Origin of the sequence: Ottowia cancrivicina (assembly GCF_029813755.1) — a bacterium.
Lineage (GTDB): Bacteria > Pseudomonadota > Gammaproteobacteria > Burkholderiales > Burkholderiaceae_C > Ottowia > Ottowia massiliensis.
Genome location: NZ_JARVII010000011.1, coordinates 1 through 19,677, shown reverse-complemented (window position 1 = coordinate 19,677; position 19,677 = coordinate 1). Strand labels below are relative to the sequence as shown.

Here is a 19,677-nt window from a genome sequence, read left to right as displayed (position 1 = left end):
TTTGTCCTAGTGAAATCAGCGCAGGCCGCTATCAAAAGCATAGTCAATACAGCGATCTCCTTGCATCATGAGCACCCCGAAGACTCTGGCCGAATGGCTCGCGCATGCCGAGCGCCTGCATCCTGAAAACATCGCGCTGGGGCTGGAGCGCGTGCGCGAGGTGGCCTCGCGCATGGGGCTGGCGTTTGCCTGCCCTGTTTTCACCGTGGCGGGCACCAACGGCAAAGGCTCCACTTGCGCCATGCTGGAGGCCGTGCTCATGCATGCGGGCTACCGCGTGGGCGTCTACACCTCGCCGCATCTGGTGGATTTTGAAGAGCGCTGCCGCGTGCGCGGCCAGCCTTGCGACGCCCAAACGCTGGCGGCGGCCTGCGCCGCCGTGGAGCAGGCGCGCGGCGGCGTGGCGCTGACCTACTTTGAGTTCACCACGCTGGCCATCTTGCATGTGCTCGCAGGGGCCGGGCTGGATGCCGTGGTGCTGGAAGCGGGCCTGGGCGGGCGGCTGGATGCCGTGAACATCATCGACGCCGACTGCGCCATCATCACCAGCGTGGACATCGACCACGCCGAATTTCTGGGCGCCACGCGCGAGGAAATCGGCCGCGAGAAGGCGGGCATCTTGCGCGCGGGCCGCCCCGCCATCGTCAGCGACCCTGTGCCGCCGCAAAGCGTGATCGAGCGCGCCACGGCCATCGGGGCGGATTTGTGGCTGTCAGGGCGCGACTTCAACGTCAGCGGCGACAAGCAGCAATGGGCCTGGGCCGGGCGCGGGCGGCGCTACAGCGGCCTGGCCTACCCGGCCCTGCGCGGCGCCAACCAGCTGGTGAACGCCGCTGGCGCGCTGGCCGCGCTGGAGGCCCTGCGCAGCCGCCTGCCCGTGACGGCGCAGGCCGTGCGGGGCGGCATGGCGCACGTCACGCTGCCAGGGCGCTTTCAGATCGTGCCGGGCAAGCCCGCCCTGGTGCTGGATGTGGCGCACAACCCCCACGCCGTGGCCACGCTGGCGGCCAATCTGGACGCGATGGGCTTTTATCCCACCACCCGCGCCGTGTTCGGCGCCATGCGCGACAAAGACCTGCCGGGCATCCTTGCGCGCATTGACCCGATCATCGACCACTGGTATTTCACCGATTTGCCCACGCCCCGCGCCCTGCCTGCCGCCCAATTGCAGGCCTTGTGGCAGGCGCAAACCCGGCGCAAGAACGTGCCCGCCGAGTGCTTTGCCAGCCCCGCCCAGGCCCTGAACGCCGCAGCGCTGGCGACTGAGGCGACCGATAGAATCGTCGTCTTTGGCTCGTTTTTCACCGTCGGCGGCGTGCTGCGGCATGGCGTGCCGCATCTGGAGCCGGGCCAGCCCGTGCCGCCGCCCAGGGCCACGCCAAACTGACGAGCCGCCGCACGGCTTGCCTTGGGCGGCGCGCCTGTCCGCCTGACCGGCCCCGCCCGCCTCCAGCACGCCTTCACGCCTTCGCCTTCACACTTTCGTCCGCCTTACCGCTCATGGCCTTTCCTCCTTTTCGCCCCCCCGGCCAGGACAAACCCTCGCCTGCTCGTGCGGGCCGCAAGCGGTCAGAGCCGGCGGCGCCCGCCCTGTCGGTCGATGAGCTGCGCCGCCAGGCCCGCGTGCGCCTGCTGGGCGCGCTGGTGCTGGTGGCTGCCGCCATCATCGGGCTGCCCATGCTGTTTTCTTCGCAGCCCAGGCCCGTGGCCGTGCAAGCGCCCGTGGTCATTCCAGACCGCGATCAGGTCGCTCCACTGCCGCCGCCTTCATCCGCCACCTCCGCGCGCAGCAGCCAGATTGACACGGCAGACAGCCTGAATGAGCGCGAAGAACTCATTGCCGCCACTGGAGCCGCGCCTGAACCGCCCGCCGCGTCTGCGCGCCCGCAGCCGCTCACGCCCTATCAACCGCAGCCGCCCCAGCCCCGGCCTGCGGCGGACAAGCCAGCGGAAAAACCGGCTGAAAAACCCGCAGCCAAGCCCGCCAAACCTGAAAAAACCGTCGAGAAACCAGCCAAGCCCGCCGAAAAACCGGCCAGGCCGGCGGAAAAACCAGCTGACCGCAAACCCGTCAAGCCTGCGGACAAGCCGGTGGAGAAACCTGCAGAAAAACCGGCGGACAAGGCTGCCGACAAGCCTCGCGCCGCTGCGCGCGAAAGCAGCGGCGACGCGCAGCGCGCCCTGGCCCTGCTGCACGGCCAGGGCGGCAAGCCTTCGCGCGCGGCCGAAGCCAGCGACGGCGACCGCGCGCGCGCGCTGCTGGAAGGCCGCAGCGCCAAGCCGGCAGACAAGGCTGCCGACAAGGCCGCAGACAAACCTGCCGGCAAGCCCGCCGCTGGCGGCAGCCGCTTTTTCATCCAGATTGGCGCGTTTGCCGATGCGGCAGGCGCGGCCAGCGCCCGCCAGAAAGCCGAGCGCGCGGGCGTGCACACCTACACGCAGGCGGTCAGTACGGCCGCCGGCCAGCGCACCCGCGTGCGGGCCGGCCCTTTCAGCTCCCGCGAAGAGGCTGACAAGGCCGCCGCCGCGCTCAAACGCGCGGGCCTGCCCTCCGCCGTGCAGGCGCAGTGAGGGCGCGCATGCTGTGGCGCAGGCTCCAGGGCGCTGACGCCTGTTTTGGTTTTTTCACTCACCTTCAAGGAGCGTGAACGACATGTCTGCCGAAATCTTTCCAACTCCCCTGGACTGGGTGGCCCTGGCAGTGCTGCTGGTGTCGCTGCTGGCGGGGTTCATGCGCGGTTTTCTGATCGAGGCCATTGCGCTGTGCGGCTGGGTGGGCGGCTTTTTTCTGGCCCGCGCCTTCGCAGCCGATGTGGCGGCCTGGCTGCCCATGGAGAACTCCCTGCCTGGCGTGCGGCTGGCCGCAGGCTTCGCGCTGATTTACGTGCTGGCGGTTTTCGCGGGAGGCTTCGTGGCCTGGATGATGTCGCGCGGCGCCGAGGCCGTGGGCCTGCGCGCCGTGGACCGGGGCCTGGGCGCGGTGTTCGGCGTCTGCCGCGCGCTGTTCATCGTGGTGCTCATGGTGTGGCTGTGCGGCGCTACCCCGCTGGCCCGCAAGCCGTGGTGGCCGCATTCCTGGAGCTTGCGGGTGGCTTCCGGTTTTGTGCCTCTGCTGCCCAAGGAGCCGCCTTCGCTGCCGCCTGCCGATGCGTGGGCCGCCCTGCTGCATGACCCGTCCCTGCTGGGCGGCGGCGCGCCAGCTTCTGTTCCCGCCCATCCGGCCGCTGCCGCGCCTGCGGCGCCCCAGGCGGCCTCCGCGCCGCCGCCTGACGTGGCGCCGCCGCCCGCCCAAGCTGCGCCGGTGGCCCCTGCCGCGCCTATCGCGCCAGCTGAGCCTGCCGGGCATGGCGCGAGACCGCATCGCGCGCATGGCACGGAGCATGGCGCGCACGGCCGCCGCCATGCAACCCCTGCCCCTGTTTCCGTCCCGGCTCCTGCTGTTGCGCCCGCCCCTGTGCCTGCGCCCACGCCCGCCGTGGCGCCGCCGCCGGCTCAGGCGCAGCCCGCTGCCGCCGAACCCCAGCCCGCCGAGCGCCGCAGCATTACCCTGCGGCAGGGCGTGCATTACTGAAAAACTGCTTTTTCCCACCTCAACCCGGAGCCAACCACCATGTGCGGCATTGCTGGCGCAGTCCATAGCGCCCCTGTCAATCAGATTCTTTATGACGCGCTTTTGCTGCTGCAACACCGGGGGCAGGACGCGGCGGGCATCGCCACCCAGCACGAGCGCCGCTTTTTCATGCACAAGGCGCGCGGCATGGTGCGCGATGTGTTCCGCACCCGCAACATGCGCGCGCTGCCTGGCAACATGGGGCTGGGCCAGGTGCGCTACCCCACGGCGGGCAACGCCTACAGCGAAGAAGAGGCGCAGCCTTTCTATACGAGCGCGCCTTTTGGCATCGTGCTGGTGCACAACGGCAATCTCACCAACGCGCCGGCGCTCAAGGCCGAGCTGTTTTCCACCGATCACCGCCACACCAACACCAGCAGCGATTCCGAGGTGCTGCTGGGCGTGCTGGCGCATGAGCTGGAGCGCGTTTCGCGCGGGCACACGCTCACGCAAGAGGATGTATTTGCCGCCGTGCGCGGCGTGCACCAGCGCGTGCGCGGCTCGTATGCCGTGATTGCCATGATTGCGGGGCATGGCCTGCTGGCCTTTCGCGATCCGCACGGCATCCGCCCTTTGTGCATGGGCCGCAGCGCCGACGGGCTGACGATGGTGGCCAGCGAATCCGTGGTGCTGGAAGGGCTGGGCTGCACGCTGGAGCGCGATCTGGAGCCGGGCGAGGCCGTGTTCATTGGCGCCAGCGGCGAGCGCAGCGCCATGCAGTGCGCTCAGCAGCCGCGCTGCATGCCCTGCATCTTTGAATACGTGTATCTGGCCCGGCCCGATTCGGTGATGAATGGCATCTCCGTCTATCAGGCCCGCATTGCGCTGGGCGAGGCGCTGGCCAGGCGCGTGGTTTCCACCGTGCCGCCCACGCAAATTGACGTGGTCATTCCCGTGCCCGAAACCAGCCGCCCCAGCGCCGCGCGTCTGGCGCAGCTGCTGGGGCTGCCGTGCCGGGAAGGCTTTGTGAAAAACCGCTACGTGGGCCGCACGTTCATCATGCCGGGGCAGGCCGTGCGCAAAAAGTCGGTGCGGCAAAAGCTCAGCCCCATCGCCAGCGAGTTCGCGGGCAAGAACGTGCTGCTGGTCGATGACTCCATCGTTCGCGGCACCACCAGCCGCGAAATCGTGCAGATGGTGCGCGACGCCGGGGCCAGCAAGGTTTTCCTGGCCAGCGCCGCGCCGCCCGTGCGCTTTCCCAACGTGTATGGCATTGACATGCCCACGCGCGAGGAGCTGGTGGCGCATGGCCGCAGCACGGAAGAAATTTGCCAGCTCATCGGCTGCGACGCGCTCATCTACCAGGACGTGGAGGCGATGAAGCAGGCCATCGGCCAGCTCAATGCGGCGCTGCCGGGCTTTGACGCTTCGTGCTTTGACGGCATCTACGTCACGGGCGACATCACCGAAGAGACGCTGGCGCGCATGCAGCAGGAGCGCCGCGCCGCCGAGGTCGCCCAGGCCGCCAAACAGGAAGACGCGGATGCCTGAGCAAGCGGCTTATTTCGCTCCTTGATTCATAGCATGATGTCCTAGTGGAATGAGTGCAAGGCCCATTTTTTGGGCCTTGAATTTGCTCCTCTTTTCTTTAATCCGCCCTGAAGGCCTGCCATGACCCAACCCACCGACACCCTGCCTCTGCCCCCCGGCCTGCACCCGGACACCCTGGCCGTGCGCACCACCATCCCGCGCAGCGGCTACGGCGAGCACTCCGAGGCGCTGTATCTCACCAGCTGCTTTGTGCAGCCGGACAGCGAAACATCGGCGCGCAACTTCGCCAGCCCGGACGAGGGCTACACCTACAGCCGCACGGGCAACCCCAGCGTCACCGCCTTCGAGCAGCGCCTGGCCGCGCTGGAAGGCGCGCAACGGGCGCTGGCCACGGCCAGCGGCATGTCGGCCATCTTGCTGCTGGGCCTGGCGCTGCTCAAACAGGGCGATCACGTGATTTGCTCGCGCTCCATGTTCGGCTCCACCATGCGGCTGTTCGGCACGGACTTCGCGCGCTTTGGCGTGCAAACGAGCTTTGTCTCGCAAACCGACCCCGCCGCCTGGCAAGCCGCCGTGCGCCCGGACACGCGCCTGCTGTTTGCCGAAACGCCGACCAATCCGCTCACCGAGGTGTGCGACATCGCCGCGCTGGCGGCCATCGCCCATCAGGCCGGCGCCTTGCTGGTGGTGGACAACTGCTTTGCCACGCCCGTGCTGCAACGCCCGCTGGCGCTGGGGGCTGACTTGGTGGTGCATTCGGGCACCAAGTTTCTGGACGGGCAAGGCCGCGTCATGGCCGGCGCCGTGTGCGGCAGCAGCGAACTCATCGGCCAGCTCTCGCCCGTGGCGCGCGCGGCGGGGCTGACGCTTTCGCCCTTTAACGCCTGGGTGGTGCACAAGGGGCTGGAAACGCTCTCGCTGCGCGTGCGCGCCCAAAGCGAAGCCGCCTTGCAACTGGCCCGGTGGCTGGAGAGCCAGCCCGCCGTGGAGCGCGTGTATTACCCCGGCCTGCCCTCGCACCCGCAGCACGCGCTGGCCATGCAGCAGCAAGGCGGCCTGGGCGGCGCCGTGCTGGCCTTCAGCCTGCCCGGCAGCACGCCCGATGAAGCGCGCCGCCGGGCCTTTCATCTCATTGACTCGCTGCGCGTGTGCAGCATTGCCACCAATCTGGGCGATGTGAAAACCATCGTCAGCCACCCCGCCAGCACCTCGCATGGCCGCCTGAGCGAAGAGCAGCGCCAGGCCGCCGGCGTGACCCAGGGCCTGATTCGCGTGGCCGTGGGGCTGGAGCACCTGGACGACATCCGCGCCGACTTGCTGCGCGGGCTGCAAGGCTGAACCGCCGCCGTTTTCTCTTTCCAAATCCCATGACCAAGCCATCTTCCCCAACCCCCGCCCGCGTGCGCACCCGCTTTGCCCCTTCGCCCACGGGCTTCATTCACCTGGGCAACATCCGCTCCGCGCTCTACCCGTGGGCCTTCGCCCGCGCCAAGGGGGGCGATTTCGTGCTGCGCATCGAAGACACCGACCTGGAGCGATCCACCCAGGCCGCCGTCGATGTCATTTTGGAAAGCATGGACTGGCTCGGCATGAAGCCGGATGAAGGCCCCTACTACCAAATGCAGCGCATGGATCGCTACAAGGAAGTGCTGGCCCGGCTGCAAGCGGCCGGCCACGTCTACCCCTGCTACATGAGCAAGCAGGAACTCGACGCGCTGCGCGCCCGCCAGGAAGCCGCGCGTGAAAAACCGCGCTACGACGGCACGTGGCGGCCCGAACCGGGCAAAACGCTGCCGCCCGTGCCCGAAGGCGTGCAGCCCGTGCTGCGCTTCAAAAACCCGAAAGACGGCGTGGTGGCCTGGGACGACAAAGTCAAGGGCCGCATTGAAATCAGCAACGCCGAGCTGGACGATCTGGTCATCGCCCGCCCCGACGGCACGCCCACCTACAACTTCTGCGTGGTGGTGGACGACATGGACATGGGCATCACCCACGTCATACGCGGCGACGACCACGTGAACAACACGCCGCGCCAGATCAACATCTTCCGCGCGCTGGGCCACGAGCCGCCCGTTTACGCCCACTTGCCCACCGTGCTCAACGAACAGGGCGAAAAAATGAGCAAGCGCAACGGCGCCAAGGCCGTGACGCAATACCGCGACGAAGGCTACCTGGCCGACGCCATGATCAACTACCTGGCCCGCCTGGGCTGGAGCCACGGCGACGATGAAATCTTCAGCCGCGAGCAATTCCTAGCCTGGTTCGACCTGGATCACCTGGGCAAAAGCGCTGCCCAGTTCGACGAAGCCAAGCTGCGCTGGGTGAACGCCCAGCACATCAAGGCCATGCCCGACGCCGAGCTGGCCCCGCTGGTGGCCGGGCAGCTGCAAAAGCGCGGCATCGCGCAAACCGACGAACGCCTGCCCGCCATCTGCGCCCTCTTCAAAGACCGCTGCGAAACCACCGTGGCCCTGGCCGGCTGGGCGCGCGCCTACTACGCCGACGTGCAGCCGCCGCAACAAGAGCTGGACCAGTTCGTCACCGACGCCATTCGCCCCGCCATCGCCAGTCTGCATGACAGGCTGAAAGCCGTCAGCGAATGGAACGCCGCCGCCATCTCCGCCGCCGTCAAGCAAACGCTGGCCGAGCACGGCCTGAAAATGCCCCAGCTGGCCATGCCCGTGCGCGTTCTCGTCATGGGCACGCACCAGACACCCAGCCTCGACGCCGTGCTGGCGCTGCACCACCAGCAAAAAGTTCTGGACTGCTTGCGCAAAGCCTGAAAATTGATATAAAATTCGCGCTTTCGCTGCAAGGCAAAAGCCAGCGCAGATGAAACGGGGGTATAGCTCAGCTGGGAGAGCGCTTGCATGGCATGCAAGAGGTCAGCGGTTCGATCCCGCTTACCTCCACCAAAAAATCGGTTTTGACCCTATCGTCTAGAGGCCTAGGACATCACCCTTTCACGGTGAGTACCGGGGTTCGAATCCCCGTAGGGTCGCCAAGTTTTGCGGCGCTTGGCTTTCGCAAGAAAGCAAAAAGTCGCACCGGCGCGGAGTGGTAGTTCAGTCGGTTAGAATACCGGCCTGTCACGCCGGGGGTCGCGGGTTCGAGTCCCGTCCACTCCGCCAAAGGATTCAAAAAGCCGCCTGATTATTCAGGCGGCTTTTTTTTGCCCATTTTCTTTTCCGTTCTTTTCCGGATTGGCGGCGCATTCATATTCAAAATGGCCTGCCGCCCGTGCCGCCCTGGTATTCAAAGCCACGGCGCGTCCGTGAGCGTGAAAGTGCAGATGGGGATGCTCCTGGGCGCCGCAAATCCTTGATGAGGCGCAAAACTGCGCCTTGCGGCCCATTCTGAACCGCCGCCCCCCAGGGCCAGACTTGAAAAAAGGGCTTCAATGCAGCCTGCTCACAGTTTGCATGAGCCGCCAGGAGCGCAGCACTTGCACCAAAAACAGGAGCAAAAACAAAGGCACCAAAATGCCGTTCTGCACAGGTCCATCTAGGACCTATTGCTATGGATACAGGAGCTGAATCATTCTCTCGGTTCCCTGTTTGCGCCTGGCCGTTATGGGCGGGTCATGAAACGGCTCCATGCACAATTCGCGGGTTTCTTCAGTCGCTGTGATGAAGGCTTTCCTGCCGCTGCATCTTGCGCCATGCCAAGCGGCGCGCGGCCTGCAAAACGGTTTTTCAATCCAGGAGAATCATGATGAAAATCTCTCGAATCATGGCTGCCGCTTTGGCGGCGTGGGCTTTTTGCTCATCCGCGCATGCCGCCGGTGAATGCGACAAATACACCACCTCGTATGACCGGACTTATTGCCTTGCGAAGCTCTTTATTGAATCAGACAAGGAACTCAACGAGGTTTACAAGGCGCTGGGCAAACAAATCAATGCCGACGTCCGCGAGGACTTGAAAATCATCCAGCGCAAATGGATGAAATACCGCGACAGCGTTTGCCAGCCTGAATCCGGCACCATCAATGTGGATTGCAATTACCGCGTCAATCGCGAGCGAACCGAATATTTGCGCGACCGCCTGCGCGAATGCAAGGCCGGCACCTGCCGCCCCGACATGATTGCGCAGCAAAGCTGGTAATGCCGCGCCCTGTCATGTGGAAGTGGAAGCGGCGCCTGGCCCTGGCCGCCGCTGCCTGCTGGCTGGCGTGGCCTGCCGCCGCGCTGCCCGCCAGCCAGCGGCAGCCCCTGCTGGTGCTGGACGCCGGGCACAGCCCCGCCGCTCCCGGCGCGCTGGGCGTGCGCGGCGTTCATGAACTGGCCTACAACGACCGCCTTGTGGCCCAGCTGGCTGCCGCGCTGCAAAAAGACGGCTGGCGCGTGCGCCTGACGCGCCAAAGCGGCCAGGAAATGGCGCTGGGGCAGCGCCCCGCCTTGGCCAACCGGCTCAAGGCCGACGTGTTTTTATCCATACACCACGATTCGGCGCAATTGCAGTTTCTGGAAAAGAAGCAGACGGAAAATGGCGAGGTTTATGAGGCCACGCGCCCCATTCGCGGTTATTCGCTGTTTGTTTCGGGCCAGAACCCGCAATTTCGCAATTCCTATTGCCTGGCCGAAAGCCTGGGCGAAGAAATACTGGCCCTGGGCCGTCCGCCCACGCTGCACCACGCCGAGGCGGTGGAAGGTGAAAACCGCCCGCTGCTCCACCAGCGCCTGGGCATTTACCAATATGACGGGCTGGCCGTTTTGCGCAAAACTGCCATGCCCGCCGTTTTGCTGGAAGCGGGCGTGCTGGTGGATCGCACGGACGAAGCCTATGTTTCCAACCCGCACAACCAGCAGGCCCTTGTCGAGGCTGTCACGCGCGCCTTGCGCCCTTGGCGCGAGCGCCTGGCCCGCAGCCTGGCCGGCCAACGCCTGACGCCTTGCGAAGCTGCCGCCGCCCTGCCTGAGCCGGAAATCAAGCCGGAAGCAAAACCGGAAAAGCCGGGGAAAAAACCATGAAAGTCATCTTCGCTGGCACGCCCGAATTTGCCCGCGTGGCGCTGGAGCGCCTGTGCGCGGCCCGCTTTGAAGTGCCGCTGGTGCTCACCCAGCCTGACCGGCCCGCCGGCCGGGGCATGAAAGAGCAGGCTTCGCCCGTCAAGCAATGGGCGCTGGCGCACGGCCTGGCCGCCAGCCAGGTGCTTCAGCCGCGCAGCCTGCGGCTGGATGGGCGCTTTGCCGACGAGGCGCAAGCGGCCCGCGCGGCGATGGAGGCGGTGCAAGCCGATGTGATGGTGGTGGCCGCCTACGGCCTCATCCTGCCGGCCTGGGCGCTGCAAATGCCGCGCCTGGGCTGCCTGAACATTCACGCCAGCCTGCTGCCGCGCTGGCGGGGCGCAGCGCCCATACACCGCGCCATCGAGGCGGGCGACGCGCAAACGGGCGTGACCATCATGCAAATGGACGAGGGCCTGGATACGGGCGGCATGCTGCTGGCCGAGCGCCTGCCCATCGCCGCGCAAGACACCACGGCCACGCTGCACGACAAACTGGCCGCGCTGGGCGGGCGGCTCATCGTCGAGGCGCTGGAAATCGCCGCTTGCGGCGGCTTGCGCGCCACGCCGCAACCCGAAGAAGGCGTGAGCTACGCGCGCAAGGTGGAAAAAGCCGAAAGCGCCATCGACTGGGCGCTGCCGGCGCGGCAGATTGACTGCCGCATTCGCGCGTTCAACCCCTTTCCTTGCGCCAGCGCCCGCCTGGGCGCGGAAACGCTCAAGCTCTGGCGCAGCGCCCTCAGCCCGTTGCCCGTGCCCGCCGGCAGCCGGCCGGGGCAGGTGCTGGCCGTTGACGGGCAGGGCATACACATCGCTTGCGGGGCTGACGCTGAAACAGGCGCGGGCGCAAGCGCGGTGTGCGTGAGCGAGCTGCAACGCGCTGGCGGCAAGCGTCTGCCCGCCAGCGATTTCGTGCGCGGCCTGCCCGCCTTGCAAGCCGGAGCGCTGCTTGACTGATGCCGGCGCGCGCGCGGCATGCGGGCAGCGGCGGCGCGCTTTTTTTCAGCTGCTGCACAACCCTTTCTTTCGCGCCGGTGCGCAAGACATGGCGGGCGTGGCCCTGGGCACATCCGTCTGGTCGTTCATGACGGGGGTGGCCATGGTCAAGTCCGGCATGTCGGTGGCTGAAAGCGTGCTGATGGCGCTGCTTGTCTATGCGGGCAGCGCGCAGCTGGCGGCGCTGCCCCTGATTGCCGCTGCCGCGCCGCTGTGGGTCATTTGGCTGACGGCGCTGTGCGTGAACTTGCGCTTTGTCGTCTTCAGCCTGCATTTGCGCGCCTACCTCATTCACCTGCCGCTGCTGCGCCGCCTGCTGCTGGGCTACACCACGGGCGACTTGAGCTATGTGCTGCTGGTGCGGCGTTTTCCCGCGCCGGGGCGCACGCCGCGCCAGCGCCGCGCGCGGCTGGCTTATCTGTGGGGCGGCAACGCGCTGGGCTGGTGCAGCTGGCAGGCGGCGGGCCTGGCGGGCATCTTCGCCGGTCATGCCATGCCGCCGGGATGGGGGCTGGAGTTTGCGGGCACGCTGGCCTTGCTGGGCGTGACGCTGTCGCTGGCAGGGCGGCGCTTGCGTGGCATAGCCGCCCTGGTGGCGGGCGCGGCGGCCGTGGCCGCCCATGCCATGCCGTATCGCCTGGGCATCGTCGCGGCCATTGCCGCTGCCGTGTCGGCCGGGCTGGCGCTGGAGGGCCTGGCCCGCCCGCGAGGGCAGTGCCCATGAGCGCGGGCGCAACCGACGGCTGGACGCTGCTGGCGCTGGCGGGGCTGACGGCCCTGACGGTCATCACGCGCTGCCTGTTTTTCATCTCCGCGCGGCCGCTGCCCATGCCCCGCTGGCTGGAGCGCGGCCTGCAATACGCCCCCATTGCCGCGCTGGCTGCCGTGGTGGCCCCGGATGTGCTGGCGCTGCAAATGCAGAACTTTTTCCAGTGGCGCGACGCCCGCCTGTGGGCCGCGCTGGCGGCTGCGCTGTTTTACAGGCGGTTTCAGGGCCGGCCCTGGACGCTGCCGGGCGTGATCGGCGCGGGCATGGCCGTGTATTTGCCCTTGCGCCTGGGGCTGGGCTGGGCGTGATGGTTACGGCAAGTCCTGGCAGCGGCCAACCATCAAATTCTTTTTGCCTTCCGGCATGTCCATGGAGAAGAAATTCGCTGAGAACAATCTCTGGCGAGTGAATAGCCACCTGGGATTGCCGCGCTCCGCCTGTAGCGGTCCGCCTTTTCCTTTTTTCACGGCCTGGCCATGAAGGGGCGTGACCGTCACCTCATGAAACAATTGAGCCATGCCAGTCACACCGCCATTGCCGCCTTCACCGCCCTTCGCGCCGCCGCCTTTGCCAGCGGCGGCGCAGCGCCCCGCCATTGAGGCCCATGCCGTCCGCTTCACGGGGCTGGGCAGCGAATATTTCAGGGTGTGGATCGTCAATGTGCTGCTGATGCTGGCCACGCTGGGGCTGTACACGCCCTTTGCGCGCTACCGCAGCATCAAATACTTTTACGGGCACACGCAGGTGGCGGGCAGCCCGCTGGAGTTTTCGGTGCGCAGGCCGTGGCGCATGTTTCTGGGCTTTGTGGTCATGCTCTCGTTCTACGGCCTGTTCGAGGCGGCCAATCACTTCGGCTTCCAGAAGCTGGCAATCGGGCTGTGGGCAGCCTTTCTGGCGGTGCTGCCGTTTCTGTGGGGCAGCGCCATGCGTTTTCGCTTTGGCTGCACGCGCTGGCGCGGGGTGCGCATGTCGTTTCGCGCCACCTGGGGCGAGGTGTACAAGGCCAGCTGGCCGCTGGCGCTGGCGGGCGCGCTGATGATGGGCGTGGGCTTCGCCGCCGCAGTGCTGGAAGACGGAAAAGAAACGGCCGCCAGCGCGGCATCCTCTGCCGCATCTCATTCCGCTGCCAGCGGCAGCGGCCCGCAGGCTGCGACGCCGGACGGGCTGCCGCCAGAAGGCAATGCAGCTGAAGCGCGCGCGCCTGAATCCGGCGAACCTGGCGCAGACGAGAGCGAAGCCGGAGAAAGCGAATCTGGCGAGCTTGACGAATCCGGCGATGAACCCGCCGGCGATGCCCGCGAGCCGGAGCTGCCGGAACACATGCTGCTGGCGCTGGGCGGCATGCTGCTGGCCGTGCTGGGCGGCTGGCTGGCGTTCATGCGGCTGGAATACAACTACTGCGTGCTGCGCGTGCGGCGCGCCTTTTTGGGCCAGCAGCCAGGGCGGCTGCGGCTGGCCTTCAGCGAGTGGGTGGTGATGTACGTGCAGATAGGCATCATCGGCGCCATCGGCATGGTGGCCGCCTGGGTGCTGATGATGCTTGCCTTTGTGGGCATCATGGGAGCGGCGGCGGGCGGGGGCCGCCCCGGCAACATTGGCATGTTGGTGATGGCGGCGCTGGTCATCCTCACGCTCGTGGTGGCCGTCACGGTGCCCGCGCGCGCCTTCCGCGTGGCGCGCCGGTTCCAGCTGGTGTGGAACGGCGCCGGGCTGGGCGGCATGGCCCGCTCCAAAACCAGCCTCAAGGCCGGCGCCTACGTATGGCTGTGCGTCAGGAACATGCTGCTGACGCTGCTCACCCTGGGCTTTTACCGCCCCTATGCCGTGGTCAGCGAATACGCGGCGCGCGCCAATTCTGTCACGCTGTACGTGCGCGGCGGGCTGGACCAGGTGAGCGGTGAAATGGTGCGCCAGCAAGGCGCTTTCGGCGACGCCGTGGCCGATGTGCTGGGGCTGGATCTGATCTGAGCGCCCCGCGATGACCCCCCTGAACGTTCACTGGTTCGATGGCCGCAGCACCCGCGCGCGGCCCGCGCAGGCGCTGCTTCAGGCCAGTCCGCAAGGCCCCGTGCTGTGGCTGCGTCCCGAAGGCGGCGCGCCCTTTGCCGTGCCCCGCAAAGACGTGCAGTGGCCCGAACGCTGGAGCGCGCGCCGCACGCCCGAAACCCTCTCCATCGACTTGGGGCCGCACGGCAGCCTGCAAGTGCACGATCCCGCCGCCTGGCAGGCCGCCTTGGCCGCTGCTGGCGGGCGGCCCACGCTGGCCGAGAAAATGCAAACGCGCTGGCCCGCGCTGCTGGGCATGCTGCTGCTCGTGGGCGCGGGGCTGTGGACCTTCTACCACCACGGCACGCCCTGGGCCGCCCGCCATCTGGCGCGCGCCGTGCCGCTGGCCTGGGAGCGGCAAGTCACCCGGCAAGTGCTTGATCAGCTGGACGGCGGCTACCTCAAGCCCAGCAAAATTCCGCCCGCGCGCCAGGCTGAGCTGCAAGCGCAATTCGCCCGCCTGGCCGCCGCCGTGCAGCAAGACGCCGCCCTGCACCACTACAGCGGCTACGCGCCCCCGCTGGAGCTGCGCTTTCGCTCCGGTATGCCGCCCAACGCCTTCGCCATGCCCGGCGGCGCCATCGTCATGACCGACGCGATGGTGGAGCTGGCCGGCAGCACCCCCGGCGCGGGCGACGAAGCGCTCATGGGCGTGCTCGCCCATGAAATCGGCCACGTGCAGCACCGCCACGGCACCCGCTCCGTGCTGGAGCAAAGCGTCATCGGCCTGGGCCTGGGCTTCGCGCTGGGCGACTTGCCCACCGTCACCGCTTCCGCCACCACGCTGCTGGCCGCCACCTCCTACAGCCGCAGCCACGAACGCGAAGCCGACTGCTACGCCCAGCGCCTGCTGCACGCGCTGCACATGCCCGCCGCCCCGCTGGGCACGCTGCTGCTGGCCGCTGAAAAATGGAACGACAAGCCGCCAGCGCCCGCCCCATCCCGCAAGGCGGGCCAGGCCCCCAAACCTGAAAACCAGCCTGAACGGCGCAAACCAGCCGACTCCCCGGCCCCCGGCGGCGACAACTGGTTCAGCACCCACCCCGACACGCATGACCGCGCCCGCCGCCTGCAAAACGGCACGGCTTGCGACATGGACTGACCACGCGGCCCGCCTTCTCTCGCGCCAGGCCGGGCGGCGGGGCCTACACTGCCCGCTCCCCATCATTCACAGGAGAGCCAGGCCATGAAATCACGCGCCGCCGTTGCCTTTGAACCCGGCAAACCCTTGCAGATTGTCGAAATCGACGTGGCCCCGCCCCGCGCGGGCGAAGTGCTGCTGCGCATCACCCACACCGGCGTGTGCCACACCGACGCCTTCACCTTGAGCGGCGATGACCCCGAAGGCGTCTTTCCCGCCGTGCTGGGGCACGAAGGCGCGGGCGTCGTCGTGCAAGTGGGCGAGGGCGTTACCAGCGTGCAGCCGGGCGATCACGTCATCCCCTTGTACACCGCCGAGTGCCGCCAGTGCCTGTTTTGCAAAAGCGGCAAAACCAATCTGTGCACTGCCGTGCGCGCCACGCAAGGCAAGGGCCTGATGCCCGACGGCAGCACGCGCTTTTCATACCAGGGCCAGCCCGTGTATCACTACATGGGCTGCTCCACTTTCAGCGAATACACGGTGGTGGCCGAAGTCTCGCTGGCCAAGATCAACCCCGCCGCCAATCCGGAGCAAGTCTGCCTGCTGGGCTGCGGCGTGACCACCGGCCTGGGCGCCGTGAAAAACACCGCCAAAGTGCAGCCGGGCGACAGCGTGGCCGTGTTCGGGCTGGGCGGCATCGGCCTGGCCGTCATCCAGGGCGCAAAGCTCGCCAAGGCGGGCCGCATCATCGCCATCGACACCAACCCCGCCAAATTCGAGCTGGCCCGCACCTTCGGCGCGACCGATTGCGTCAATCCCAAAGACCACGCGCAGCCCATCCAGCAAGTCATCATCGAAATGACCGGCTGGGGCGTGGACCACAGCTTTGAATGCATCGGCAACGTTCAAGTCATGCGCGCCGCGCTGGAATGCGCGCACCGGGGCTGGGGCCAGAGCGTCATCATCGGCGTGGCAGGCGCGGGGCAGGAGATTTCCACCCGCCCCTTCCAGCTCGTCACCGGCCGCCGCTGGCTGGGCAGCGCCTTTGGCGGCGTCAAGGGCCGCAGCGAGTTGCCCGGCATGGTCGAGCAGGCCATGAAAGGCGAAATCAAACTGGCCCCGTTCGTGACGCACACCCTGCCGCTGGAAAATATCAACGAGGCGTTTGAACTGATGCACGCGGGCCAATCCATTCGCAGCGTGGTGCATTATTGATTTCGCCATTTGCGCGATTCATGTTATTTGCGTTATTTGAATCTGGATGAATGAATTCATGACGCACGGTTTTTGAAAACACGCCAAATCAGGAAAAACCATCATGCAACGCCTTGAACAGCACGCCAGTTTTGGCGGCCGCCAGGAAGTCTGGCAGCACGACGCCGCCAGCACGGGCACACCCATGAAATTCGGCATTTACTTGCCGCCAGCGGCATTGGCGGGAGAAAAATGCCCGGTTTTGTATTGGCTTTCGGGGCTGACTTGCACCGAGCAGAACTTCATCACCAAGGCCGGGGCGCAGCAGTGGGCGGCGCAGCACGGGCTGATCGTGGTGGCGCCCGATACCAGCCCGCGCGGCGCTGGCGTGCCGGATGACGCGGCCTATGACCTGGGCCAGGGCGCGGGCTTTTACGTGAACGCCACGCAAGCGCCCTGGGCCGCGCATTTCCGCATGGAAGATTACGTGGCGCAGGAGCTGCCCGCGCTGGTGGAGCGGCACTTTGCCGCGCTGCCCGTGCGCGGCATCAGCGGCCACAGCATGGGCGGGCACGGGGCCATCACGCTGGCGCTGCGGCATCCGGGGCGCTATCGCAGCGTGAGCGCCTTTGCGCCCATTTGCGCCGCCGCGCAAGCGCCGTGGGGGCGCAAGGCGTTTGCCGCCTATCTGGGCGACAACCCCGCCGCCTGGCAGGCGCACGATGCCACGGCCCTCATCGCCCGGCCTTTGAGCGAGCGCCTGCCGCTGCTGGTCGATCAGGGCGAGGCGGATGAATTTCTGCCCCAGCTGCGGCCCGATTTGCTGCAAGCCGCCTGCGAGCGGGCGGGCCACCCGCTCACGCTGCGCATGCACGCGGGCCATGACCACAGCTACTACTTCATGGCCAGCTTCATGGCCGATCACATGGCGCACCACGCGGCGGCGCTGCGCGCGCCCTAGCCTTCAGCCCGATCCGGCGGCCAGCTCAAGGAGCATCAAAAACAGGAGCTGATTTGAAGGGGCAAAAAGACGCCTTGCGCAGGTTTCACTAGGACATCTTGCTCTTGATAAAAGAGCAAATGAAGGGGGTGAGCGGCGCAAGACAGCGCCGCGCCGCCGTCTTGCGCATGCGCCGCTCACACTTGACCAAGCTGCGCGCGCCCCCAGTCCAGCCATTGCAGCAGCACGCGCACATCTTCCGGCTCCACGGTGGCGCCGCACCAGATGCGCAGGCCCACGGGGGCGTCTTTGTAGGAGCCGATGTCGTAGGCCACGCCTTCGTCTTGCAGCAGTTTGGCCAGCTGTTTGACTTGCTCGTCTGGCAGCGCCAGCTTCAGGCACACGCTGGTGCATGAGCGCGTGGCCGCATCGCGCGCCAGAAAGCTGATCCAGTCGCGCTGCGCCACAAAGGCCTCGATGTGCGCCAGGCTCTGGCGGCTGCGGGCCGCCAGGGCGGGCACGCCGCCCATCGCTTCGGCCCAGGCCAGGGTGTCCAGCCAGTCGGCCACACAGAGCATGGAAGGGGTGTTGATGGTTTCGCCCCGGAAGATGCCTTCGTTGAGCTGGTTGCCGCCCGTTTGCTTGTCGGGCGTGGTCATGCGGAAGATTTTGGGCATGGGCCAGGGCGGCGTGTAGCTTTGCAGCCGGGCCACGGCGCGCGGCGACAGCACGATGACGCCGTGCGCGCCTTCGCCGCCCAGCGCCTTTTGCCACGAGAAGGTGGCCACGTCCAGCTTGTGCCAGGGCAGCGGCATGGCAAAGGCGGCGCTGGTCGCATCGCAAATAGTCAGGCCCTGGCGATCGTCGGCAATCCAGTCGCCATTGGGCACGCACACGCCGCTGGTGGTGCCGTTCCAGGCAAAGACCACATCGCGGTCGCAATCGACTTGCGCCAGGTCAGGCAGCTCGCCGTAAGGGGCCTGGAACACGCGCACGTCGGGCAGCTTCAGCTGCTGCGTCACGTCTTTCACCCAGGTCAAGCCAAAGGTTTCCCAGCCGAGCGCGTCCACGCCGCGCGGCCCCAGCAGGCTCCACAGCGCCATTTCCATCGCGCCGGTGTCCGAGGCGGGCACGATGCCCAGGCGCCAGTCGGCTGGCAGCCCCAGCAGGCGGTGCGTTTCGCTGCATGCCCTAGCCAGCGCCTGCTTGCCGATGGCCGAGCGGTGCGAGCGGCCCAGCGTTTGCGTCTCCAGCGCCGCAAGGCTGTAGCCGGGGCGCTTGGCGCAGGGGCCGGAAGAAAAATGGGGGCAGCGGGGCTTGGCGGCAGGGCGTGGCAGGGTCATGACAGCATCGCAGGAAGTGAAGAAAAGGGCATTCTAGGTTTGCGCGGCCTGGCTTTGCCTGCTGTCCACATTAAAAACAGGAGCGAATAAAGATGGGATGAAATGCCATTCCGCGCAGTTTCGACTAGGACCTATTGCTATGAATAGAGGAGCTAAGTTTATGTCTGTGCATTGCCAGGCCAGGCGCGCTCTTTCTGTGGCTCGTTGGTAGCGGCAAAAGCTGGGAAGCCCTTGTGGCGTCAGTATTTGCAAGCTCTGCCTTCAATCGGAAAAGCCCGCGTGTGCGGGCTTTTTTGCGTGAGCAGAGGGCCGTTTTTACGGCTTGGCCGATTCGGCTGGTTTTTCAGCCTTGGCCGCTTTTTCGGCTTTGGCCGCCTTCTCGGCTTTCTTCCCCTTCCGGCCTTCGGCTGCAGGCTTTTCCGCAGCGGCCGGGGCGGCCGCCTTGGCTTGCGGGTAAGCGCCGCCGCCTACGGTCAGCCCGGCGTCAGAGAGCTTGGCTGCGCTTTTGTCGCCAACGCCCTTGACGCGGGTTTTGAAATCTTCCCAGTCCTTGAACGGGGCTTTTTCGCGCTCGCTCATGATGCGGGCGGACATGGCCGGGCCGATGCCCTTGATCGCGTCCAGCTCGGCGGCAGTGGCTGTATTGACGTCTGCGGCAAACAAGGTGGAGCAGCAGAGCATGGCGCCCAGGATCAGCAGTTTTTTGAACACGGTGCGTTCCTTTCAAGAAAAAGAGGGAGAAAAAAGTGCGTGCTTTTGCGCACGCGCGGGCAGTGTAGGCGAGCCGCCGTGCCTGCACGGCACGCCCGGCGTGGCGGGTGGATTGCCGGGCCAGCGCCTGCCTTGCGCCGTTTCATGTTTGAGGATCGGCGCTTTCGCCCTCAGCCAGGCTGGGCTCCACCATCGGTTGCAGCGGCAGGGGCGTGCCCGCCAAGCGTTCTTGCCGGTTGCGAAAAAGCGCTGCGCGAGCCAGCAGCACGGTGGCGATGGGCACCGTGATGGACAGCAAGATGATGATGATCCACACATGCAGCACCAGGCCATGCCCCTGCGCTGAAAAGTAGGTGATGGAAGCCAAGGTGACGCACCAGGCAGCACCCGTATAGATGAGCGCGGGCGGATGCATGCGCTGGAAAAAGCTTTGCAGGCGCACCAAGCCAATGGCGGCGGCCAGCGTGAAAACGGCGCTGGCCAGCAGCAGC

Annotated in this window: 19 protein-coding genes and 3 tRNA genes; 18 read left to right on the top strand and 4 right to left on the bottom strand. The window is 66.8% G+C overall.

The features are described 5' to 3' along the window. Positions 1-67: 67 nt before the first annotated feature. The 14 genes from folC (at position 68) to QB898_RS06615 (ending at position 12,179) form a co-directional block, all read left to right on the top strand. A complete protein-coding gene (gene folC / locus QB898_RS06680) occupies positions 68-1,387 on the top strand; it encodes a bifunctional tetrahydrofolate synthase/dihydrofolate synthase (protein WP_428982756.1) in 1,320 nt (439 codons plus the stop codon). A gap of 113 nt (positions 1,388-1,500) precedes the next feature. After that, on the top strand, positions 1,501-2,571 hold the full coding sequence (locus QB898_RS06675; RefSeq protein WP_279524312.1) for an SPOR domain-containing protein: 1,071 nt from the start codon (positions 1,501-1,503) through the stop codon (positions 2,569-2,571). Between the two features lie 82 nt (positions 2,572-2,653). Further along, on the top strand, positions 2,654-3,571 hold the full coding sequence (locus tag QB898_RS06670) for a CvpA family protein (protein ID WP_279524311.1): 918 nt from the start codon (positions 2,654-2,656) through the stop codon (positions 3,569-3,571). Positions 3,572-3,610: 39 nt separating this feature from the next. Then, a complete protein-coding gene (gene purF, locus QB898_RS06665; RefSeq protein WP_279524310.1) occupies positions 3,611-5,101 on the top strand; it encodes an amidophosphoribosyltransferase in 1,491 nt (496 codons plus the stop codon). Positions 5,102-5,221: 120 nt separating this feature from the next. Then, complete coding sequence (locus QB898_RS06660; RefSeq protein WP_050715259.1) at positions 5,222-6,439, top strand: O-succinylhomoserine sulfhydrylase; 1,218 nt, start codon at positions 5,222-5,224, stop codon at positions 6,437-6,439. A 29-nt stretch (positions 6,440-6,468) separates the two neighbouring features. Next, positions 6,469-7,884 carry a glutamate--tRNA ligase gene (gene gltX, locus QB898_RS06655; RefSeq protein WP_102283467.1) on the top strand — a complete coding sequence of 472 codons (1,416 nt, stop codon included), beginning with the start codon at positions 6,469-6,471 and terminating at the stop codon, positions 7,882-7,884. Positions 7,885-7,940: 56 nt separating this feature from the next. Next, positions 7,941-8,016 (top strand) — tRNA-Ala (locus QB898_RS06650). A gap of 13 nt (positions 8,017-8,029) precedes the next feature. Beyond that, positions 8,030-8,105 (top strand) — tRNA-Glu (locus QB898_RS06645). A gap of 50 nt (positions 8,106-8,155) precedes the next feature. Further along, positions 8,156-8,232 (top strand) — tRNA-Asp (locus QB898_RS06640). 583 nt (positions 8,233-8,815) lie between these two features. Beyond that, positions 8,816-9,205 carry a lysozyme inhibitor LprI family protein gene (locus QB898_RS06635; protein WP_279524309.1) on the top strand — a complete coding sequence of 130 codons (390 nt, stop codon included), beginning with the start codon at positions 8,816-8,818 and terminating at the stop codon, positions 9,203-9,205. Between the two features lie 14 nt (positions 9,206-9,219). Beyond that, positions 9,220-10,071, top strand: coding sequence for an N-acetylmuramoyl-L-alanine amidase family protein (locus QB898_RS06630; protein WP_158241638.1), 852 nt, complete (start codon positions 9,220-9,222; stop codon positions 10,069-10,071). After that, entirely contained in the window at positions 10,068-11,063 is a 996-nt protein-coding gene (gene fmt, locus QB898_RS06625) for a methionyl-tRNA formyltransferase (protein WP_279524308.1), read from the top strand. Before QB898_RS06630 ends, fmt begins: the two co-directional genes overlap by 4 nt. Continuing rightward, entirely contained in the window at positions 11,056-11,826 is a 771-nt protein-coding gene (locus QB898_RS06620; protein ID WP_233199809.1) for an AzlC family ABC transporter permease, read from the top strand. The genes fmt and QB898_RS06620 overlap by 8 nt, the downstream gene beginning before the upstream one ends. Next, positions 11,823-12,179 (top strand): AzlD domain-containing protein, encoded by a 357-nt coding sequence (locus tag QB898_RS06615; protein WP_279524307.1) that lies wholly within the window; start codon positions 11,823-11,825, stop codon positions 12,177-12,179. The genes QB898_RS06620 and QB898_RS06615 overlap by 4 nt, the downstream gene beginning before the upstream one ends. A 3-nt stretch (positions 12,180-12,182) precedes the next feature. On the opposite strand, the gene QB898_RS06610 is transcribed toward QB898_RS06615, so the two are convergent. Further along, the gene (locus QB898_RS06610; protein ID WP_102283462.1) at positions 12,183-12,389 is read right to left on the bottom strand and encodes a hypothetical protein; all 207 of its coding nucleotides are present in this window, start codon (positions 12,387-12,389) and stop codon (positions 12,183-12,185) included. Between QB898_RS06610 and QB898_RS06605 the strand changes: the two genes are divergently transcribed. The 4 genes from QB898_RS06605 to fghA all read left to right on the top strand — a co-directional run bounded on the left by QB898_RS06605 (position 12,388) and on the right by fghA (position 17,153). After that, positions 12,388-13,839 (top strand): YjgN family protein, encoded by a 1,452-nt coding sequence (locus QB898_RS06605; RefSeq protein WP_279524306.1) that lies wholly within the window; start codon positions 12,388-12,390, stop codon positions 13,837-13,839. The two genes, QB898_RS06610 and QB898_RS06605, sit on opposite strands and share 2 nt — an antisense overlap. Positions 13,840-13,849: 10 nt before the next feature. Continuing rightward, positions 13,850-15,019: a M48 family metallopeptidase gene (locus QB898_RS06600; protein ID WP_279524305.1), complete on the top strand. Its 1,170-nt coding sequence runs from the start codon at positions 13,850-13,852 to the stop codon at positions 15,017-15,019. A gap of 84 nt (positions 15,020-15,103) precedes the next feature. After that, positions 15,104-16,213: an S-(hydroxymethyl)glutathione dehydrogenase/class III alcohol dehydrogenase gene (locus QB898_RS06595; protein WP_279524304.1), complete on the top strand. Its 1,110-nt coding sequence runs from the start codon at positions 15,104-15,106 to the stop codon at positions 16,211-16,213. 103 nt (positions 16,214-16,316) lie between these two features. After that, positions 16,317-17,153, top strand: coding sequence for an S-formylglutathione hydrolase (fghA, locus tag QB898_RS06590; RefSeq protein WP_279524303.1), 837 nt, complete (start codon positions 16,317-16,319; stop codon positions 17,151-17,153). A 176-nt stretch (positions 17,154-17,329) separates the two neighbouring features. Here fghA and QB898_RS06585 read toward each other — a convergent pair whose 3' ends face one another. The 3 genes from QB898_RS06585 to QB898_RS06575 all read right to left on the bottom strand — a co-directional run bounded on the left by QB898_RS06585 (position 17,330) and on the right by QB898_RS06575 (position 19,676). Further along, positions 17,330-18,475, bottom strand: a complete 1,146-nt coding sequence (locus tag QB898_RS06585; protein WP_279524302.1) for a phosphoserine transaminase — start codon at positions 18,473-18,475, stop codon at positions 17,330-17,332. A 315-nt stretch (positions 18,476-18,790) separates the two neighbouring features. Then, complete coding sequence (locus QB898_RS06580; RefSeq protein WP_279524301.1) at positions 18,791-19,186, bottom strand: ComEA family DNA-binding protein; 396 nt, start codon at positions 19,184-19,186, stop codon at positions 18,791-18,793. 142 nt (positions 19,187-19,328) lie between these two features. Beyond that, positions 19,329-19,676, bottom strand: a complete 348-nt coding sequence (locus QB898_RS06575) for a monovalent cation/H(+) antiporter subunit G (RefSeq protein WP_279524300.1) — start codon at positions 19,674-19,676, stop codon at positions 19,329-19,331. Position 19,677: the final 1 nt, after the last annotated feature.